This is a genomic window from Ferrimonas sediminum (assembly GCF_900100175.1).
Taxonomy (GTDB): Bacteria; Pseudomonadota; Gammaproteobacteria; order Enterobacterales; family Shewanellaceae; genus Ferrimonas; species Ferrimonas sediminum.
This window is the reverse complement of sequence record NZ_FNEM01000001.1, coordinates 26,476-46,003: the sequence shown is the minus strand read 5'-3', so window position 1 is coordinate 46,003 and position 19,528 is coordinate 26,476. Positions and strand designations below refer to the sequence as shown.

The window sequence follows — 19,528 nt, the reverse complement described above, 5'->3', positions numbered from 1 at the left end:
TATGAATGTGGATCAAATCCTGGCGGATTGCCGGGTTCCGGTTCTGGGGATCTGTGCCTACAGCGGCACCGGTAAAACCACTCTACTGAAGAAACTGATTCCTGAACTCAACCGTCGCGGTAAGCGCCTGGCGGTAGTTAAGCACGCTCACCACAACTTTGATGTCGACATTCCCGGCAAAGACTCCTACGAGCTGCGCAAGGCTGGCGCCGAACAGATGCTGGTGGCCTCGCACGTACGCCGCTGCCTGATGGCGGAGAAAGTCACCGACGGCGATCCGGACCTGAAAGAGCTGCTGGCAATGATCGACCAGAGCCGGGTCGACATGATTCTGGTGGAGGGCTTTAAAAAGCTGCCACTGCCGAAGCTGGAGCTGCACCGCGCCGAAGTCGGCAAGCCGTTCGTCTACACCCAGGATGATGCCATTCAGGCCCTGGCGGTGGACGCCGACACCCAGCTGCCTGCGGATCTGAGCCTGCCGGTGATGGACATCAACGACGTCGACGCCATCGCCGATTTCATCGAAACCTTCGTCGCCGACTGGAAGCCGGTGGGCTACGCGCCACTGGGCACCTGTGGTTGCGACGACGTCGAGCGCAAGCAACTGTCGGTTGCCCAGGGCATCGCCCGCATCCTGAACGAGGTCAAGCCGGTCTCGAGTACCGAAACCCTGCCTCTGCTGGACGCTCAAAACCGGGTATTGGCTGAGGATATGGCCTCACCGATCAATGTGCCGCAGCACACCAACTCCGCCATGGATGGCTACGCCATCTGCCACGCCCCTGAAACCAGCCATTACACCGTAGTGGCGGAAGTGCTGGCCGGTTACGGCTACGACGGCACCCTGCTGCCGGGCCAGGCGGTGAAGATCATGACCGGTGCACCGGTACCCGCAGGCACCGACGCGGTGATCATGCGCGAAGTGGCCGACCAGCAAGGGGATCAGGTGTGCTTCCAGGGCGAGATCGAACTGGGACAGAACATCCGCAACGCTGGCGAAGACATCGCCGAAGGCGCCTGTGCCCTGACCGCCGGCAAACGCATCGGCCCTGCCGAGCTGGGCCTGCTGGGCTCCCTGGGCCTGGGGCAGTTGCCGGTATTGCGCCGCCCCAAAGTGGCGGTATTCTCCACCGGCGACGAAGTCTGCCAGCCCGGCGAACCGTTGAAACCCAACTGCATTTTCGACTCCAACCGTTTCACCATTCAGGGCATGCTGGCCAAACTGGGCTGTGAGGTGATCGATCTCGGTATCCTCGAAGATACCGAAGATGCGATGGCCAGTGCCCTGCAGCAAGCCAGTGAAACCGCCGACGTGGTGCTGACCTCCGGCGGTGTCTCCGTCGGCGATGCCGACTTCATCAAACCGGTGATGGAACGTCTGGGCAGCATCGATTTCTGGAAGATCGCCATGCGTCCCGGCCGACCGCTGGCGTTTGGCAAGATCAATGACACCCTGCTGTTCGGCCTGCCGGGCAACCCGGTGGCAGTGATGGTGTCCTTCATGCAGTTTGTCCAACCGGCACTGCGCAAGATGATGGGCGAGCCAGACTGGAAGCCACAGATGATGCGGGCCACAACTTGCGAACCGCTTCGCAGCAAAGTCGGTCGAACCGAATTCCAGCGTGGCATAATGCAGCTCAACGCCCTGGGCGAACTGACGGTGACCACCACCGGCGCTCAAGGCTCCGGCATGCTCAGCTCTATGGTCGAAGGCAACTGCCTGATCGTGGTCGAAGAATGTCAGGGTAACGTCGCCGCCGGCGACAGCGTTTGGGTACAACCCTTCGCGGATCTGTTGTAGAGCGAGGAACACAGAATGAGCCTGATAGACGGCTTTGGACGCAAAATCGATTACCTGCGGCTGTCGGTCACCGATCGCTGTGACTTCCGCTGCGTCTACTGCATGGACGAGAACCCCACCTTCCTGCGCCGGGACGACGTCCTGACCCTGGAGGAGCTGGGCACCATCGCCCGCGCCTTCACCGAACTCGGTGTTGAACGCATCCGCCTGACCGGTGGCGAGCCACTGGTGCGCACCGACCTGCCGGTTCTGGTGCGCAAACTCGGAAAACTGCCCGGGCTCAAAGATCTGTCGATGACCACCAACGGGTCACGACTGACCAAGTTCGCCCATGTGCTGGCCGGCAGCGGCCTGCAGCGCCTCAATATCAGCCTCGATACCCTGGAGCCGGAACGGTTTGCCCAAGTGACCCGTAAGGGCAACCTGGAGCGGGTTCTGGCCGGCATCGATGCCGCCTGTGACGCCGATTTCGAACGGGTTAAGCTCAACGCCGTGGTGATGAAGGGCAAGAACGATCACGAAGTGCTGGATCTGGTGAACTTCGCCCGAGAGCGCAACATCGACATCAGCTTCATCGAAGAGATGCCGCTGGGGGCCTTTGACACCGATCGCCGAGAGCAGACTCTGTGTACCAGTGAAGAGGTGCGGGGCCTGATTGAGCCGACCTACCCACTGATCCCCAGCAGTGAGCGCACCGGCGGTCCGGCGCGCTACTTCCGCATGGAAGGCAGTGAGTCCCGCATCGGCTTCATCTCTCCCCACAGCCACAACTTCTGTCATGAGTGCAACCGGGTCCGGGTCACCGTGAAAGGGGAATTACTGCTGTGTCTGGGCAACGAGAACTCGGTGGATCTGAAGCGGGTGCTGCGGGACAACGACGGCGACGTGGAAGCGGTGAAGGCCGCCATCATCACCGCCATGAAGGTCAAACCGGAAAAGCACCTGTTTGGCCACGACGACGGCTCTCAGATTCTGCGCTTTATGAGCCTGACCGGCGGCTAACCGACATCGGTGACCACCATCAACCCCGTTGTGGCCTTGCCCGACGGGGTTTTTTATTGCTCCGGCCCGGCAAACAACCAGTCCGCTTAGCGGCGGCTATTCTGGGCTAGTCGGTGGCAAATGGGATTTGCAGTGCGCGGACTGAGCACTCGGGCTTCCGAAGCCGAAAACCAAAAAAGCCAGTCTTTCGACTGGCTTTCTGAATATGGGGTGGCTTCCGGGGATTGAGCCCACGACAACCGTAGTCCAAGCAAGAATTCTGCGTTACCTAAGATTTCCGCACTCGTTTTGGTTCCACCAAAAATGGAACCAAATGTGCCACCAGACAGAGCGAGAACACTTCCAGAAACGAAAAAAGCCCTGTAAAAACAGGGCTTTAATCTTGAATATGGGGTGGCTGATGGGGATTGAACCCACGACAACCGGAATCACAATCCGGGACTCTACCAACTGAGCTACAGCCACCATAGAGATTTCTTTCGTCATGCCACGCGCAAAAACATGGCGCGCCCAGGAGGATTCGAACCCCCGGCCTCACCCTCCGGAGGGGTGCGCTCTATCCAGCTGAGCTATGGGCGCTTCCTTTTGACGGCGGCCATCTTACGGTGAACGCCCGCCAACGTCCAACAGTTTTTCAAGAAAAACCGTTCAACCGAGCAAAAAATAGCTAACCCGACGCTTTTTGTCACTGACTAATCGCCCAGAACCCTATTTTCCCTTCAACATCGCCCGCAACGCAGCAATATTGGCCTTGCCCGCCTGCTGCCGCTGCTGTTCACTCTGACGCTTTTTGCCCCGATCCCACTCCAGGTCATCCTGAGGCAGCTCCGCCAGAAACCGGCTTGGCTCACAGCGAATCTGTTCACCATACTGGCGCCGCTCCCGGCACAGGGTAAAGATCAGCTCTTTCTGGGCCCGAGTAATGCCCACGTAGGCCAACCGCCGCTCCTCCTCGACGTTGCCCTCATCGAGGCTGCTCTGGTGCGGCAACAGTCCCTCCTCCATGCCCACCATGAACACATAGTGGAACTCCAACCCCTTGGAGGCGTGCAGGGTCATCAGTTGCACCTGATCCGCCGCCTCCTCCTCCTGGTTCCGTTCCATCATGTCTCTCAGGGTCAGTCGGGTCACCACCTGGGGCAGGGTCATCGGCTCTTCCAGCTCATCGCCCTCCAGCATGTCGGTGATCCAGCGGTACAGCTCTGAGACGTTCTTCATCCGCATCTCCGCCGCTTTGGGGCTGGGCGAGGTGTCGTACAGAAAGTCTTCGTAGTTGATCTCGCGCACCAGATCCTTCAGCGCCGCCAGGGTATCACCACGCTGGGCCCGATCCGCCAGCTCCACCACCCAACGGGTAAACACCATCACCGACTCGGCCGCCCCCTTGGGCAGGTGCTGCTCCATATCCGGTTCGAACGCCGCCGCAAACAGGCTGATCTGACGCTTGTTGGCCAGTCGACCCAGCTTCTCCAGTGTCGCCGGCCCCAACCCCCGCTTGGGCACGTTGCAGATCCTCAAAAACGCATTGTCGTCATCGGCATTTACCAGCAACCGCAGGTAGCCCATGATGTCCTTGATCTCTGCCCGGGAGAAAAACGAGGTGCCACCAGACAGCTTGTAGGGGATGCGGTTGGTCATCATCGCCTTTTCAAACAGCCGCGCCTGGTGATTACCCCGATACAACACCGCGTACTCCTTGTAGTCGGTGCGGTTGACAAACTTATGCCGAATCAGTTCGGCCACCACCCGTTCCGCTTCATGATCCTCGTTGTTGGCGGTGAGCACCTTGAGGGTATCGCCATAGCCCAACTCCGAGAACAGGGTTTTCTCGTACACGTGCGGGTTGTTGGCAATCAGAATGTTGGCCGATTTCAGTATTCGCTGGCTGGAGCGGTAGTTCTGCTCCAGCTTAATCAGGTTCAGCTTGGGGAAATCCTTCTGCAACAACACCAGATTCTGCGGCTTGGCGCCACGCCAGGAGTAGATTGACTGATCGTCGTCCCCCACCACGGTAAACCGGGCCCGATTGCCCACCAACAGCTTCACCAGCTGGTACTGGCTGGTGTTGGTGTCCTGATATTCATCCACCAGCAGGTAGCGGATTCGGTTTTGCCAGCGATCGCGCACCTCTTCGTTGCTGGCCAGCAGCAAGGTCGGCACCATGATCAGATCGTCGAAATCGAGGGCGTTATAGGCCTGAAGGTGATCCCGGTAGCGCTGATACAGCTGAGCGAACAACGCCGTTTGCGCATCCTGGGCCAGTTCGGTGGCCTTGGCTGGCAAAATCAGATCGTTCTTCCAGTTGCTGATGGTGCTGATCAGCTGGTTGAGCAGGTCTTTGTCTTCCTCCAGCTCATCAGCGGTCAGCTCCTTGAGCAGAGCCAGGCTGTCCTGGTCGTCAAACAGGGTGAAGTTGGGCTTGAGTCCCAGCGACTTGTGCTCACGACGAATGATCTCCAGCCCCAGGGTATGGAAGGTCGACACCCACAAACCGCGAGCCTCTTTCTTGCCCAGAGTCTGCGCCACCCGCTCCCGCATCTCGCGGGACGCCTTGTTGGTAAAGGTCACCGCAGCGATGTGCCGAGCCTGATAACCGCACTGCTGCACCAGGTGGGCGATCTTATTGGTGATCACCCGGGTTTTGCCACTGCCGGCACCCGCCAACACCAGACAGGGGCCGGATACAAACTCCACAGCCGCCTGCTGACCAGGATTAAGTCTCATTGCTGCTCCAAACCAAAATACTGCGCCATTCTACCTAAAACGACCGCTCAGCGCCGCAACCGAACAAAGGGGGAATCCCCGGGCAAACTTTGTTACCATAAATGCAAGCGTTACGGAGTAATGAAACCATGATCAATACGGAAAAACTGGAACAAATCGCCAAGCAGATGAACGACGCCCTGCCCTCCGGCCTCAAAGCCGCCGCGGACGACTTCGAAGCCAAGGCCAAAACCATTCTGCAAAGCCAGCTGTCCAAGCTGGACATGGTCAGCCGCGAAGAGTTCGATCGTCAGACTGCCGTGCTGGCAAAAACCCGTCAGATGGTCGAAACGCTGGAAGCGCGCCTGGCGGTTCTGGAAGGCGAACCGGCCGTTGATCAGGGCGACGATCAGCCACAAGCCTGATGGCATCCACCACTGGCCGCTAGGCGACTACCGGGTCAGCACTGACCGCTGCCGGTTGTTTCGCCCGCTTATCCGCCACTACCTGCACCGCGGGAGGCTCGCCGATGGTTTGAGCTGCCTGCGGTGACTGATGCTGGCCGACGCCCACCTACACTGTCGGCCCAGGGGCATTGACCCCATTACCCGGCCACGGCAACTAATACAACTCCATCGCCCCGACCTGCACCGCTCACTCGTTAAAATACCGAAAAGTTCCGCCTGACTCCGAAGAGTTGGTAAAAGGCGAACCAGTTCAACATTAGTGCAGGTTTAACGCGATATTTATTGACCTTGGAGTGGCTCCATAGGTTAGCTTAAGCCCCTGTACTGTTTCCCCCACTTATTTCTCCTGTAGAGACAACGAGGACACACATTGTGAGCAAGCGTATCGCCCTAGCCGTCGCCCTGATGATCGCCCCCCTGGCGACCTGGGCAGCCCAATTTACCGAAGGCACCCACTACAGCGTAGTGAGCCAGGGTCCAGCGACTGAGCAACCAACCATCAAGGAGTTTTTCTCCCTGTACTGCCACAACTGCATCACCATGGAGAAGCGCTACCTGCCGCTGATCAAGCCCGGCCTGGACAAAAGCATCGACTTCCAGCAGGCCCATGTTGACTTCATGAACAGCGACATCGGCAACGAAGTGATCCTGTCCCTGGCTGTTATGCAGGAGATGGGTGTGACCGACAAGGTCAAGATTCCGATGTTCGACATCCTTGCCGGTGGCGCCCATGATCATGCTCCAGGCGCCCATGACGCCGAGAAAGAGGATAAGATCAAAACCCGCGACGACATCAAAAAGGTGTTTACCGATAACGGTGTCGACGTCAGCGATTACGACAACATCGCCGCCAGTAAAGCGGTCCAGAGCAAGGTGATGACCTGGATGATGGAGCAGCAGAAGTTCCGCATTCAGAGTGTGCCCACCTTTATCATCAACGATAAGTACATGATCAACATGCGCAACATCGAAACTCTGGGGCAACTGACCGATCTGATGAACTATCTGGCCACCCAGAAGTAAATCGAAAACCTCTTATCCAGTTGAAAAGCCTCCACTTGTGGAGGCTTTTTTGTGACCCTTCCCGCCACTTTTACTTCAGGAACCCTCTTGCGGTCACAGCAGATGACCGAGGAATTGGCTAGCCTTTAGCCGATGAATGAGCTTATCCTGTTCAACGTCTACCTATTTTACGGTCTGGTGTTCTTCACCATCGGCTGCGTCATCAGCTTTCGCAATCTCAAATTCAGTAAGCTGGCCATCGCCTCGGCGCTGCCGGCGCTGGCGCTGTTTGGCTTTACCCACGCCTTCCATGAATGGTCTGAACTCTACCTGAAGCTGGTGGGCGGTGAGCTGTCCCAGCAGTGGTGGATTCAGGTGAAGCTGCTGCGCATCGCCAAGTTGCTGATCTCGTTTCTGGCGCTGGTGTGGTTTGCCTGGCAGATGCTGGATATTCTCACAGCGCCCCACCGGCGCTGGGTGAGCTATCTGGTGCCCACACTACTGGTACTCTACTTGTCTGCCACCCTGATGCACCTGCTGATCTTTCCCGTTGAGCAGTCACTGCTGCTATCGGTGCAATTGACCCGCTGGATCTTTGGCCTGGCGGGGGGCAGCCTGGCCGGGGTCGCCATGATCTATTACGCCCGAGAACTGGCCGCCAGCCACCATCAGGGCGCCCAATGGTTTGGCTACTGTGGTGTGGCGCTGCTGTGCTACGCCATTGCCGCCGGCTTGTTGTCCTCCAATTGGGGCATCTGGGTACCCATTGTCCGCATGCTCAGCGCCTTTGGCTTGCTGCTGGGGCTGTTGCAGGCACTGAAATTGTTCGATCTGGAATACCAGCAGCAGATTGAGGAGCAACAACGGCGGGTAATGCGTGGCGAAAAACTGCGGGCCATCGGCGAGTTAGCCTCCGGCATCGCCCATGAGATCAAGACCCCACTGAGCTACGCGACCTTGGGCTGCGATCTGCTGGAGCGCCAGCTGGATCCCAATGAGGCCCAGAAAAAACAACTGCAGCGAATTCGCCACGGGCTGAACCGGGCCAGCCACATCAGCCAGGAGGTGCTGCACTTTGCCCGCAACAGCACTACCGAAGCCCAACCGGTAGAGCTGGGACAGGTCATTCACTCGGCACTGGACCTGATGCAGCATCGACTCAAGCCGTTCCGCGTCCAGCTGGATCTTGATCCGGAGTTGATAGTCATGGGCGACGAGATCAAACTGGAGGAGGTGATCATCAACCTGGTCAGCAATGCCATCGATGCCAGCAGCGATACCCTGAGGCTGACCATCTCCGCCAGAGTCTGTGCCAACGGCATCGAGGTGCGGGTCAGTGACTGCGGCAGCGGCATGGAGCCCTCTCAGCTGACCCAGGCCATGAGCCCCTTTTTCACGACCAAACCCCAGGGGCAGGGTACCGGGCTGGGCCTGCCAATCTGCCAGCAAATTATTCAGCAACATCAGGGTGAACTGACCCTGAGCAATGGAGACACCGGATTGGTGGCTCAGTTTACCCTGCCAAGGAGCGCCTCATGACCCTGTCGATTCTGCTTGCCGAAGACGACATCGAACTCAACAGTGCCATCGAAGAGGCGCTGCAATGCGAAGGTTTCACCGTCACCTGCTGTCACAGCGCAGAACAAGCGCTGGACGAGGCCGAGCAACAGAAATTCGACATCGCCCTGCTTGACCTGGTGATGCCGGGCATGACCGGGGTCGACGCCATCGCCGCCCTAAGGCGTCTGCAGCCAGGCATCGGCATCGTCATCACCACCGCCTTTGCCACTGTCGATACCGCCGTCGATGCCATGAAGCGGGGCGCCGATGACTTTGTCACCAAACCCTTTAACCTGACGACTCTGGCTACCACCCTCAGACGGGTCCAGGCTCAGCGGCAACCGGCATTGACACTGCCGGAGGAGGAAGCCAACAAGGTGTTTTCGGCGCTGTCCAACCCCATGCGCCGGGCAGTATTGCAACAGCTGGCCCTGCACAAGAAGTTACGCTTTATGGATCTGTGCCGGTTGGCAGGGGTAGACAACCACACCCAATTCAACTTCCACCTGCGCCAGCTAAAGCAAAGCGGGCTGGTGGAACAAAATGCGAACAAGATCTACTTTTTAACAACTCACGGCCAACAAATGGTGCAGTTTATCGCCGCCTCGTCCGATGAATAATTCCTTATAAAACATCATCCTGAATCACTTCTGATAAGAGAACTTATCAACCGGGTTCAGGGTGACAACTCCCCTAATCTGGCAACACCAATTCACACATTCGATACTGCAAGTGGGATACAGACAGTGGACCACCACTGCAGGAGAATGATGATGAAAACCCAAACAAAATTACTCGCGACACTGATTGCCGCCAGTCTATTGACAGCCTGTAGCGACGATGACAACAACGCAGTTATCACCGATCCAAATACACCGCCAGTTGCGGTAGAGATTACCGCCGAAACCACCAGTAACACCGCCATCATGATCGATGCGCTGACTCAGGCCAGCGATGCCGATGGCGATACTCTGACTCTGGCCACCGCCACCGCCACTCACGGCACCGCCACCATTAAAGATGGCCAGATCGAGTATGACCCAGCCGGGTTCTTCGGCAATGACGTCATCGATTACAGCGTCAGCGACGGCACCGATGCTACTGCCGCACAAATTCTGGTAACCGTGACCAAAGAAGTCGTGGTACTGGAATATGTTGGCTCCGAGTCTTGCCAAAGCTGTCACGCAGAAGCGTACGCCGCCCACCAGAAGAGCGGTCACAACTTCAAGATCACCAAGATCGACGGCGAGCAGCCAGTATTCCCTTACTATGAAGAGAATGGCGTGAGCATTGATGGCGCCATGGCGCTGATCACCAACGTCGATGCCGATGGTAATGAAGTGCCCACCATGAACACCCTGGGCGCCCCGACCAGCTACGCCGACGTCACCTACACCTCCGGCGGCTATTGGAAAAAGATCCGCTGGTTTGACGCCAATGGCCACATTGTGACCGGTACCAGTGTGCAGTATAACCTGTATGGATCCGACGCCACCGGCAACCAGATGAGCAGCTACCACGCCACTGATGTCGATATGATCTACAACTGCGGTAACTGCCACAATACCGGCTGGAAACCGTTCACCACCGGTGAATACGAACAACGTCAAGACGATCTGGCTGGTTTCGGTGGCACCTTTGCCATGGCTGGTGTTCAATGTGAGGCCTGCCACGGTGCCGCTTCTGAGCACATCAACAGCCCAAGCAAAGACAACATCACCAGAAAAGCCGAGCCTCGCACCACCGCGAGCCTGCAGAGCGAAACCATGGGGTATGGCGAGGCGATGCACTGCGCCGAGTGTCACACCCGTGACGGTAACCGCTCAGGCGGTGACGCAGGCAACAACTACGTCAATGGCTATAAGACAGCCTTCCCTGACGGAGAAGAGTTCGGTGGTCGTATCGCCGTTAAAGGTGGCCTGCCACGTCACCACCAGGGCCATGACGAGCTGATGGGTATCGACCCCGATACCGGCCTCGCCACCAACCCGCATTACAACGCTGGTATGAGCTGCGATAGCTGCCACAATCCGCACAAGTCCACCGTCAATATGGACAACGACAGCATCCACGAAGGCGCAGTGAAGAGCTGTTCCACCTGTCACCAGACCCAGGACTTTAACGACGGAGTGGTAAACCTGCATAAGAACTTTGCCTGTACCGACTGTCACATGCCGGAAGCGGTGAAGAACGCCACCTCAACAGAGAAAAACGGTAACCTGTTCGGTGACGAGATGATTCACACCTTTAAGATTGACCTGTTCAATGAGAAGGGCCAGTTCACCGAAGACGGTAAGTTTATGTACCCTTACCTGAAGGATGGCTTCGCCTGCGGCAGTTGCCACGAAGCTGGCAGCAAACTGCAGAGCCTGACCGACAACTACGGCGGCAAGATCCACAAGTAAGACTCATCATACGTCAAACCTGCAAGCCGCCCCTCGGGGCGGCTTTTTTATGAATCCGGGTCAACCGTCGTCAGTTCACAGATTTGTCTGCCTAAAGATAAAAACCCCGTTCGAGCACTGGACTTGGATACCCGTTCAGCATAGCGTATTAGAATAGTCTAAATTAGGGATGAGTTTATGAATCAGCAGGCGGAACTGTCTCGCTCCTCGCAACTGGCGTATTTTCCGGTATCGTTCTTTGCCATGATCATGGGCATGAGCGGTTTAACCCTGGCCTGGGGCAAAGCCGCCCAGGTGTTAGCTGCGCCAACCATCATTAGCCAACTGCTGCTGATCCTGACCCTGGTGCTGTTTACCGCCCTGTGCGGCAGTTATCTGATGAAGTTGTTCACCCAGACCGAGGCGGTACGCGCCGAACTCAACCATCCCATTAAACTCAGCTTCTTTCCCACGTTTTCCATCAGCCTGCTGCTGCTGAGCGCCGCGATGCTACCGCTGTCCAAGCCACTTTCGCTGGCCTTCTGGAGCATCGGGGCGGTGTTGCACCTGCTGTTTACCCTGTACGTACTGACCCAGTGGATTCACCACCCAAAATTCAAGATTGCCCACAGCACCCCGGCCTGGTTTATCCCCATCGTCGGCAACATCATCGTTCCCATCGCCGGGGTCGAACATGGCTATATGGAGATCAGCTGGTTCTTCTTCTCCATCGGCCTGCTGTTCTGGATAATACTAAAAGCACTAATTTTGAACCGGGTTATCTTCCATGACCCGCTGCCGGAAAAGCTGCTGCCAACCCTGTTCATCTTCATCGCCCCGCCAGCGGTGGGCTTTACCGCCTACCTGAAACTCACGGGCACCATCGATACCCTGGCCCAGGTACTGTTCAACGTTGCCATGTTCCTGGTGCTGTTGCTGCTGACCCAGTTTGCCCGCTTCTCCAAAATCCGCTTCTATGTCTCCTGGTGGGCCTACTCGTTCCCGTTGGCCGCCGCCAGCATCGCCGCCCAGGTGATGTACAGCGCCACCTCAAAGCCTCTGTTCGGCTACCTGTCGTTTGCCCTGCTGTCACTGGCTTCGCTGGTGATCCTGGTGTTACTGATAAAAACCTTTGCCGCCGTGTGGCGCGATGAGATCTGCCAGCCGGAATAGTGTCGATGTAAGCCGGTGTAAGCGGGCTGGGCATTCCGTTCCAGCCCGTTACAATAGGCGGTATCCCTAACGATTCACCAGTGACGCCGCCGTGACCAAAGCCCGCATCCTGATCGTCGAAGACGACGCCGAGATCGCCCGCCTGACCGCCATGTACCTGCAGGCGGAGCAGTACCAGCCCCAGATCGTCGACAATGGCGCCGACGCGCTGACGGCAATCAAGAACGTTGACCCGGATCTGGTGGTACTGGATCTGATGCTGCCGGGGCTGAGCGGCATCGAGGTCTGCCAGCAGGCTCGCACCTTCTATCAGAAGCCGATCATGGTGATGACCGCCTGTGACGATGAGTTCAGTGAGATCAGTCTGCTGAAGATGGGCGCCGACGATTACCTGACCAAACCGGTCAAACCCCACATCATGGCTGCCCGCATCGAAGCGTTACTGCGCCGTTGGCGTCCGGTCAATTTCGATAGCATCAACTGCGGCAATATAGTGATTCACCCTCGCCAGCAGCGGGTGCAGTTCGACGGCCATCATGTCGACCTCACCGAGTCAGAGTACCGAATGTTACTGCTTCTGGCCGAGCACGCCGGCCAGGTGGTGACTCGAGAGGCCTGCTGCAAAGCGCTCAGAGGCATTCACTACGACGGCCACGATCGCTCTGTCGATATGCGCATCAGTGGTCTACGCAAAAAGCTCAACGACGACCGGGCGCCCTACAAGATGATTCTCACCGTCCGTAACCGCGGGTACATGCTGGTCCATGACTAAACTGATTCCGCCGCTGTTCACCCGACTGTACCTGAGCATGATTATGGCTCTGGTGGGCAGCATCGCCCTGACGCTGAACTTCGCCGAGCTGGTGCTGGATGACAGCGACACCAAGGACTTCTACGCCGATACCCACGCCGCCTATTCGTTTCTCTACAACAGCTGGCGCCTGCAACCGCTGCCACCGGCGGAGTTCTTTGACACTCTGGACCTGTGGAACTTCCCCTTCGAGGTGCGTTGGCAGGTGGTGCCGGCAGCGCCCTGCACCCAGTGCGACCTGGTGGCCAAGTTCGATCTGGCCGATGTCTACCGCTTTCACGACAGCGACGATCTGCTCGCCAGCTTCAGCATGGAGGGCAGCCAGGGTCGGTTGCTGTTGATCGACCACCTCGGCGCCTCGGGCATGCCCGTCGACCTGGAAGCGGCCTGGGAGGAAGATCCGGAAGAGTTTTTCCCTTACCTGTTGTTTATGATGGCTATTTTGGCCATGGGTGCGGCCCTGTATGTACCGGCAAGGCAGCTACAAAGGCAGATTCAGGCCCTCACCGACACCCAGCATCGCTTTGGCCAGGGCCAACTGGATGTCCGAGCCGACGTGCCTGACGCAGAGCCGGTGCGCCAATTGGCCAACAGCTTCAATACCATGGCCTCGGCCATCAGCACCTCGGTTCATGAAAGCCGGGTATTTGCCCAGGCGGTACCGCACGAACTGCGCACCCCTCTCAGCCGCATTCAACTGGCCAATGGCTTGCTGCGCAAACAGTGCTCCAGCGCCGACCAGATCGCCCTGCTGGACAACATCGACGCCTATGTGGAAGACATGGATCAGCTCACCAATCAGGTGCTGACCCTGGTCAGGCTGAACGCCCTCGACCGCCAGCCGGAACGACAGCTTCAGGAGCTGTCTCTACTGCTGGAGCAACGACTCAGCTGGTTTAAAAAGCTCGATGCCCTGCCGCTGCGCTGCTTTGTAAAACAGCTGCCACAACACGCCGTCGACGGCAGCTGCTTTCGGCTGCTGTTCGACAACCTGGTCAGCAACGCCCAGCGCTATGGCCACAGCCAGGTGCAGGTTACCGCCGAGGCGATGCCGGACGGCATTCAGATTTCGGTTGAGGAGGACGGTCAGGGCATCAGCGCCGAAGACCACGAATTGATCTTCCTGCCGTTTTCCCGTCTGGATGCCAGCCGGACTCAGGCCACCGGCGGATTGGGGTTAGGCCTGGCCATCGCCCAGGCGGCCGCCAGTCGAATGGGGGCAAGGATTCAGGTCAGTGACAGTTCGTTGGGCGGGGCCAAATTCACGGTGCTGTTTCCCACCGCCAGCACACTCTGACGCCTCATTGGCGGTCTTCCTGATTCACCCACACCTTTTCCAGGTGCGATCATAGCTTTATGGAAAAATAACGACGACAAACCTGCTCTACAAGCCGCGTTCTTGACGCCTCCATTCCACCCCTTTTAAGGAATCCCACCGAAGACAAACCCAAGCGCCTGAAAACAAGCGCTTATTGCAAAAAACAAGTCTGGACTGCCCAGAGTGTCTAGGAAATTGGTGGCGGTTCACCCGTTACGTTACTCCCAGATTGATGGTCACAACGGGATTACATATTGAATTGAAGCAGGCAGCGCCTAATTAGCGCTGCCTGAGTAAGATTATAAAGAAATTTTGTGGAACTTTTCTATACCAACACTGCTACCAGTGGCGTGGCATACGGCGCAGCTTTCAAAACCTGAATCAGTACCTATGACATTAAATTCGCCACCTTGGCTTTGCATGTGCATCTTGGCTTTTTCATCGCTGTGGCAACTACGACATGCCTCGCTGATGGGAGAGTTTTTGCCGCCGCCAGATACTACACCATCACTATTGGTATGCTCTTTCATAGCTAGATAAGTGGGCTCAACGGCGTTCAGATCAATCCCTTTTTGGTGACATACTACGCACTGGCTAGGAGTTAGCTTCTCTGTTGAACCACGATGTTTAGGGTTTCCGAGTTCACTCCGCTCCCGCTCGTTGCGTGCGTCAGCATTTATACCGAAATGGTAGCTGTGGATGGCACCCATTAAGCTGCCATTTTCACCGTAGTGAGCCCCGGCATTGTGACAAGCCAGGCAGGAAGAACCCCCATCGTTGTAATCACCAAAGGTTGAGTGATCTTTGTCTACCCCACCTTTGCGGGTACGAACAAAAATGGCCTGTGCCGTATGATCGCTATTGTGGCAGCCACTACAACTTTCGACGGACATAGTGTTGCGAGGAGCCTCAGAGAATTTGGAAAGTAGTACGTTTTTGCCATCTCCAAGCGGGTCCAAAAGGGTAAATCGCGCCGATACTAAGGGATAACGAGCCTCTTCAACTACCGGCTTAGTGCACAAAGACATGGTGTTCCCGGAATAAGTTGGAGCTTCGGTTCCACCGTAACCACCAAAAGAGTTCAGAACCTGCTTGGTATTAGGATCTGAATCTACAAAATACACCTGCTGTTTGATAGTTCCGTCAACAACCTGTTGTTCCAATGATGGGGCCAGGTTAGCAATGGTCACCTCAGTGCAGTATTGCCGTGTAGATGTATCAAAAGGAGTCACGATGATATCGATGTCGTGATTTTCAATAAGCTGTCGACGTTGCTGCACGCGAGTGTGAACCAGCCGCCAGTCAGTGTCGGATGCTGAAGCACTATAGGCAATTTGCTTTCCAATTTTGCTTTGCTGCTGGTTGTCATGACAGTCATTACAGCCCCGACTGGTAGTGACTACTTCGTTAGCATGGCAACTGCTGCAATTAAGTGTGTCGAAGCCGACGTCAAAGTTGTCCCTATGAATAGTATGCCCCAGCTTATGCAATGGGGTTTCCGACTTGAAATGGCCACCGTCGGGATAGTGGTCGCCATGGCAGGTATTGCAGTTGGCGATATCGTTAACCGGAGAGTGCCAGCCCATTTTTAGCTCTTCCAGACTCACGTGACAAGTCGCACACTTCTCGGTAGACACGGAGTAGGTTTTATCGCTGTATTTACCCATCGCATATTGTTTGGGAATAGCAACACCAGCATCGGTGGTGTGGGACAGGGTAAGCAGAACAAGTTGAGAGTCATCGGTCTCGGTGACGCTGCTGATCGGTACCGTCAGTCGATATCGACCGGCTTCTAATTCTTCTAAAGCCGAGCCCTCGGTGGTGGGGTATTCGGCAATGCCTTTCTCCTTGTCAACGCCATAGAGCCCTTCTGGACCGTTCTTGGTTGCATAAAGGCGGATTTTGCTCAAGCCGCTGATGGCGAGACCCTGCTCATTTTCGGCATTAAAGATCAGGGCAATTGAGCCTTCGCTATAATCGACGCTTTCTGTGTTGATTTGGATCCGGTTGACATAGGTTGCAACTGGTATCGTCGGATCTCCTGGCTGACCGGGCTCTCCTGGTGAGCCGTCTTTACCATCGCCACAGCCAACCAGGCTTAAGCTTGCTGTCATGGCCAGACAGAGTATCGCTTTTCTCATCATATCTATTCCCTGCTTTCAATTGTTTTATGAAGCGTGCTCGCTTAAAAAGCAGGGTGATCATATTGTTAAACACATCTTATTCTGTGACCAAGCTCAAAGCGGAGTTGGTTTAAAGTACTCAAGTTCAAAACTGAGAATATTAACTGAATAACGAATTGTAGAAACTGAAATCAGTTTGTGGTGGCTCCGTCAGCAACCCGACAAGCTCTGCGAAGGCTGACGCCAAATGACTGCTTTGTGTTATCAACCAACTGTCGTCGCATTACTGGCACTACAGTTCTTTCAGGAGTTTTACGTCCGAGGCTTCCATGCCGCCGTACTTGGACTTCCAGTTATAATAGGTCGCGCCGGATATGCCATAGTCACGGCAGACCTCTTTGACTAGGCGGCCACATTCAACTTCCTTCTGGATCTTAACGACCTGAGTTTCTGTATAGCGTAATTTTTTCATCATGCGCCCTCCCCTTGGCTCAGTGTAAGCCGGAGAACTCTAATTCGGAATGACCCCGAGTTTAGGGGGTGTTTGCAAATTCCTGTTAACTTGCCTGCGATTCTCAGGATTGGGTCCCCAATACTCCCTCTGCATAGTCTGAAATTGTTTCATTAAACTCAAAGATAGAGCTTCTGTTAAGGCAACTGGGCCCGCCTTACGGCAGTGGAGACTAATGGATTCAGGTTTGTCGGACGGATTGGGCCATGCAATGGGAACGAAGGTATCCGTTATATCGAGAGCTTGCACCCCCTCAATATTTTGGCATTCCTGATAAGCAAAAAGATTGCCGAATAATCCTATGGCATCGCTGCTTTTAACGCGATCCATAGTGAACTTGATACTTGGCGATATTGAGCAAGAAACAATAGACAAATTGTTCTTTTGAATATACATGCCCAGGTTGTTTTTAGATTTCTCTTCTTTCGGGTGCCTCGTCAGGACAAACGGGTATTCAAATAACCGTTTCATGGTGAAAGGACGTGTAAAGATTGGGTGATTGCTGCGAGCGACGATAAAAAACGGCTCCACGGATGTGGCAAAAGGAAAACTAACGATTGAACTACTATCTCGCGGCCCTGGGCAAATTTCGATATCCACCTCACGTTGTGAAACTTTACTCGTCGAATCCTGGTCCCAGGAAAGAAACTCGACACTCAGATTAATTTTTTGTTTTCTTGAAACCTCTTCAGTTGCTTTCATAAAAGCATTGTAGAAGTGTTCATTGGCGAGCACTTTCAGGTGCAAAGATTTGCAACTGCTAGTGTTGATTTTATCCTGCATCGTTAGCTGCTGACTAACGATAATTTTGGCATGTTCGTAGAGATCCATAGCTACAGAGCTTGGTATTAACCCGTCGCCAGATCTATGGAACAGTTCATCCTTAAAGGCCTCTTTTAACTGCTTCACGCATCGGCTGACTTTTGATTGAGACAGTCCCAGCTGCCGTGCCACAGTCAAACCATGTTTTTCCTCCACCAATTTAACAAATACACTGAGGGTAAGGAGGTCCAAATGCAGCAGTTTGTTCTTCATATTGAATACATTTTTGTCAAGCTAAAGGGGCTGTTGTGGAGGATGGTACACTAAATAGCTACCGAGTTACTGTGAATATCCCCAATTTCATAGGCACTCTGTTAGCCCCTAGGCTTCTTGAGATTCTGTATCAGCCAGCATTGACCATAACACCCCAAGTACGCAGTCGCCCAAGAGCACTGGCCTGCGTTTGACGCCGCCCTGGGTTGAGGGCTAGCTTGTAACCATGACCCAACTGGAACTGTGCGAATACGGAAGGCACTGAGAACGCTCTCAGTGCCCACTGACATCAACCTTTGCAGCTGGATACCCCACTTTGTCTTCGAAAAAAACGAAGACAATCCACTCGCTCACCATATGCAATAAATCAATGAGTTAGGCGCAAAAGCTTAAATCTTTGTCTTCGGCGAATTTCCTAGTGTCTTCGTTATAGTTTCCGAAAACTAATCAGGCATTCTGCCCCGCCACGTAGCCGGAGCTCCAGGCCCACTGGAAGTTAAACCCGCCGAGCCAGCCGGTGACGTCCATCACCTCACCGACAAAGAACAGCCCGGGCACCGTCTTGCACTCCATGGTCTTGGAGCTGAGCTGGTCGGTATCCACGCCGCCCAGGGTTACCTCGGCGGTGCGGTAGCCTTCGTCTCCCCCCGGCTTAAGCTGCCAGCGGTTCAGTTGCGCCGGAATCGCCTCCAGCGTGGCCTTGTTGAGCTGTCCCAGCGGCAGGTTTTGCCAGCCATGGTAGGCGATCAGGGTTTCCGCCAGCCTGGCGGGGAAATGCTCCGACAGCCAGGTTTGCAGCTGTCGTTTCGGATGGGCCTGACGGGCCTGGGCCAGCGCCTCGGCCACGTCCACTGACGGCAGCAGATCGACGCTGACCGCTTCGCCGGGCTGGCGATAGTTGGAAGCCTGCAGCACCGACGGACCAGAGACGCCGCGGTGGGTAATCAGCAGTTGTTCGGTGAATGCCGGCCCACGCCGGGCCGCCACCGTGGCGGTCAGGCTGATGCCCGACAGCGGTTCAAAATGCAGCTTGTCCTGGGGCTGCAGGGTGAAAGGCACCAGTCCGGCCCGGGTCGGCAGTACCATCAGACCAAACTGCTCCGCCAGCCGGTAACCGTAGGCGCTGGCCCCCAGCTTGGGCATCGACAGGCCGCCGGTGGCCACCACCAGAGACTGGCACTGAATCCGGCCGATGCTGGTGGCAACCGCAAAGCCCTGATCCAGCTTGCTGACCGATTCCACCTCGGTGCGTAGCCGCAGCTGCACGCCGCCGTTGTCGCACTCCGCCAGCAGCATCTTGACGATCTCCTTGGCGCTATCATCGCAGAACAGCTGGCCATGATCCCGCTCGTGATAGGCGATGCCGTGGCGCACCACCATGTCGATAAAGTCCCACTGAGTGTACTGAGCCAGCGCCGACTTGACGAAATGGCGGTTGCCGCACAGATAGTTGGCGGGCTCCAGGTACAGGTTGGTGAAGTTGCAACGGCCGCCGCCACTGATGAGGATCTTCTTGCCCGCCTGCTTGGCGTGGTCGATCACCATCACCCGGCGGCCACGGGCGGCGGCGGTAGCGGCACACATCAGGCCGGCGGCGCCGGCACCAATCACCAGTACGTCTGTCTGTACAGTCATCTC

Annotated in this window: 14 protein-coding genes, 2 tRNA genes and 1 pseudogene; 10 read left to right on the top strand and 7 right to left on the bottom strand. The window is 56.0% G+C overall.

Features of this window, described 5'->3' with window-relative positions; translation table 11 throughout:
- Position 1: 1 nt before the first annotated feature.
- Positions 2-1,801, top strand: coding sequence for a bifunctional molybdopterin-guanine dinucleotide biosynthesis adaptor protein MobB/molybdopterin molybdotransferase MoeA (locus BLT77_RS00215; protein ID WP_090359896.1), 1,800 nt, complete (start codon positions 2-4; stop codon positions 1,799-1,801).
- 15 nt (positions 1,802-1,816) lie between these two features.
- A complete protein-coding gene (gene moaA, locus BLT77_RS00210; RefSeq protein WP_090359893.1) occupies positions 1,817-2,803 on the top strand; it encodes a GTP 3',8-cyclase MoaA in 987 nt (328 codons plus the stop codon).
- Positions 2,804-3,192: 389 nt separating this feature from the next.
- Here the strand turns inward: moaA and BLT77_RS00205 are convergent.
- From BLT77_RS00205 to rep, 3 genes are all read right to left on the bottom strand, one after another.
- Positions 3,193-3,268: transfer RNA gene (locus tag BLT77_RS00205), tRNA-His, on the bottom strand.
- 37 nt (positions 3,269-3,305) lie between these two features.
- A tRNA-Arg gene (locus BLT77_RS00200) sits at positions 3,306-3,382 on the bottom strand.
- A 129-nt stretch (positions 3,383-3,511) separates the two neighbouring features.
- On the bottom strand, positions 3,512-5,527 hold the full coding sequence (rep, locus tag BLT77_RS00195) for a DNA helicase Rep (protein ID WP_090359886.1): 2,016 nt from the start codon (positions 5,525-5,527) through the stop codon (positions 3,512-3,514).
- A gap of 128 nt (positions 5,528-5,655) precedes the next feature.
- Between rep and BLT77_RS00190 the strand changes: the two genes are divergently transcribed.
- The 8 genes from BLT77_RS00190 (at position 5,656) to BLT77_RS00155 (ending at position 14,200) form a co-directional block, all read left to right on the top strand.
- The gene (locus tag BLT77_RS00190; RefSeq protein ID WP_090359882.1) at positions 5,656-5,931 is read left to right on the top strand and encodes an accessory factor UbiK family protein; all 276 of its coding nucleotides are present in this window, start codon (positions 5,656-5,658) and stop codon (positions 5,929-5,931) included.
- A 414-nt stretch (positions 5,932-6,345) separates the two neighbouring features.
- A complete protein-coding gene (locus tag BLT77_RS00185; protein ID WP_090359879.1) occupies positions 6,346-6,996 on the top strand; it encodes a thiol:disulfide interchange protein DsbA/DsbL in 651 nt (216 codons plus the stop codon).
- Positions 6,997-7,128: 132 nt separating this feature from the next.
- Complete coding sequence (locus BLT77_RS00180; RefSeq protein WP_090359874.1) at positions 7,129-8,514, top strand: sensor histidine kinase; 1,386 nt, start codon at positions 7,129-7,131, stop codon at positions 8,512-8,514.
- Entirely contained in the window at positions 8,511-9,155 is a 645-nt protein-coding gene (locus BLT77_RS00175) for a response regulator (RefSeq protein ID WP_090359870.1), read from the top strand. Before BLT77_RS00180 ends, BLT77_RS00175 begins: the two co-directional genes overlap by 4 nt.
- Before the next feature lie 153 nt (positions 9,156-9,308).
- A complete protein-coding gene (locus BLT77_RS00170; RefSeq protein ID WP_176819141.1) occupies positions 9,309-10,940 on the top strand; it encodes an Ig-like domain-containing protein in 1,632 nt (543 codons plus the stop codon).
- A 177-nt stretch (positions 10,941-11,117) separates the two neighbouring features.
- A complete protein-coding gene (locus BLT77_RS00165) occupies positions 11,118-12,092 on the top strand; it encodes an SLAC1 anion channel family protein (RefSeq protein ID WP_090359862.1) in 975 nt (324 codons plus the stop codon).
- Between the two features lie 91 nt (positions 12,093-12,183).
- Entirely contained in the window at positions 12,184-12,864 is a 681-nt protein-coding gene (locus BLT77_RS00160) for a response regulator transcription factor (RefSeq protein ID WP_090359858.1), read from the top strand.
- The gene (locus BLT77_RS00155) at positions 12,857-14,200 is read left to right on the top strand and encodes an ATP-binding protein (RefSeq protein WP_090359851.1); all 1,344 of its coding nucleotides are present in this window, start codon (positions 12,857-12,859) and stop codon (positions 14,198-14,200) included. Before BLT77_RS00160 ends, BLT77_RS00155 begins: the two co-directional genes overlap by 8 nt.
- 320 nt (positions 14,201-14,520) lie before the next feature.
- Here BLT77_RS00155 and BLT77_RS00150 read toward each other — a convergent pair whose 3' ends face one another.
- The 4 genes and pseudogenes from BLT77_RS00150 to BLT77_RS00135 form a co-directional block, all read right to left on the bottom strand.
- Positions 14,521-16,365, bottom strand: coding sequence for a multiheme c-type cytochrome (locus BLT77_RS00150; RefSeq protein WP_090359842.1), 1,845 nt, complete (start codon positions 16,363-16,365; stop codon positions 14,521-14,523).
- Between the two features lie 274 nt (positions 16,366-16,639).
- A pseudogene (locus BLT77_RS00145) lies at positions 16,640-16,816 on the bottom strand (transposase); the annotation flags it as partial.
- A gap of 39 nt (positions 16,817-16,855) precedes the next feature.
- A complete protein-coding gene (locus BLT77_RS00140; protein WP_090359837.1) occupies positions 16,856-17,890 on the bottom strand; it encodes a LysR family transcriptional regulator in 1,035 nt (344 codons plus the stop codon).
- A gap of 447 nt (positions 17,891-18,337) precedes the next feature.
- Positions 18,338-19,525, bottom strand: a complete 1,188-nt coding sequence (locus BLT77_RS00135) for a BaiN/RdsA family NAD(P)/FAD-dependent oxidoreductase (RefSeq protein ID WP_090359833.1) — start codon at positions 19,523-19,525, stop codon at positions 18,338-18,340.
- Positions 19,526-19,528 lie beyond the last annotated feature (3 nt).

What these genes read in the sequence shown, in the direction of transcription:
- BLT77_RS00215 (WP_090359896.1), top strand. Translation starts at nt 2, where the DNA reads ATGAATGTGGATCAAATCCTGGCGGATTGCCGGGTTCCGGTTCTGGGG.
- moaA (WP_090359893.1), top strand. Translation starts at nt 1,817, where the DNA reads ATGAGCCTGATAGACGGCTTTGGACGCAAAATCGATTACCTGCGGCTG.
- rep (WP_090359886.1), bottom strand. Translation starts at nt 5,527, where the DNA reads ATGAGACTTAATCCTGGTCAGCAGGCGGCTGTGGAGTTTGTATCCGGC.
- BLT77_RS00190 (WP_090359882.1), top strand. Translation starts at nt 5,656, where the DNA reads ATGATCAATACGGAAAAACTGGAACAAATCGCCAAGCAGATGAACGAC.
- BLT77_RS00180 (WP_090359874.1), top strand. Translation starts at nt 7,129, where the DNA reads ATGAATGAGCTTATCCTGTTCAACGTCTACCTATTTTACGGTCTGGTG.
- BLT77_RS00175 (WP_090359870.1), top strand. Translation starts at nt 8,511, where the DNA reads ATGACCCTGTCGATTCTGCTTGCCGAAGACGACATCGAACTCAACAGT.
- BLT77_RS00170 (WP_176819141.1), top strand. Translation starts at nt 9,309, where the DNA reads ATGAAAACCCAAACAAAATTACTCGCGACACTGATTGCCGCCAGTCTA.
- BLT77_RS00165 (WP_090359862.1), top strand. Translation starts at nt 11,118, where the DNA reads ATGAATCAGCAGGCGGAACTGTCTCGCTCCTCGCAACTGGCGTATTTT.
- BLT77_RS00155 (WP_090359851.1), top strand. Translation starts at nt 12,857, where the DNA reads ATGACTAAACTGATTCCGCCGCTGTTCACCCGACTGTACCTGAGCATG.
- BLT77_RS00150 (WP_090359842.1), bottom strand. Translation starts at nt 16,365, where the DNA reads ATGATGAGAAAAGCGATACTCTGTCTGGCCATGACAGCAAGCTTAAGC.
- BLT77_RS00140 (WP_090359837.1), bottom strand. Translation starts at nt 17,890, where the DNA reads ATGAAGAACAAACTGCTGCATTTGGACCTCCTTACCCTCAGTGTATTT.
- BLT77_RS00135 (WP_090359833.1), bottom strand. Translation starts at nt 19,525, where the DNA reads ATGACTGTACAGACAGACGTACTGGTGATTGGTGCCGGCGCCGCCGGC.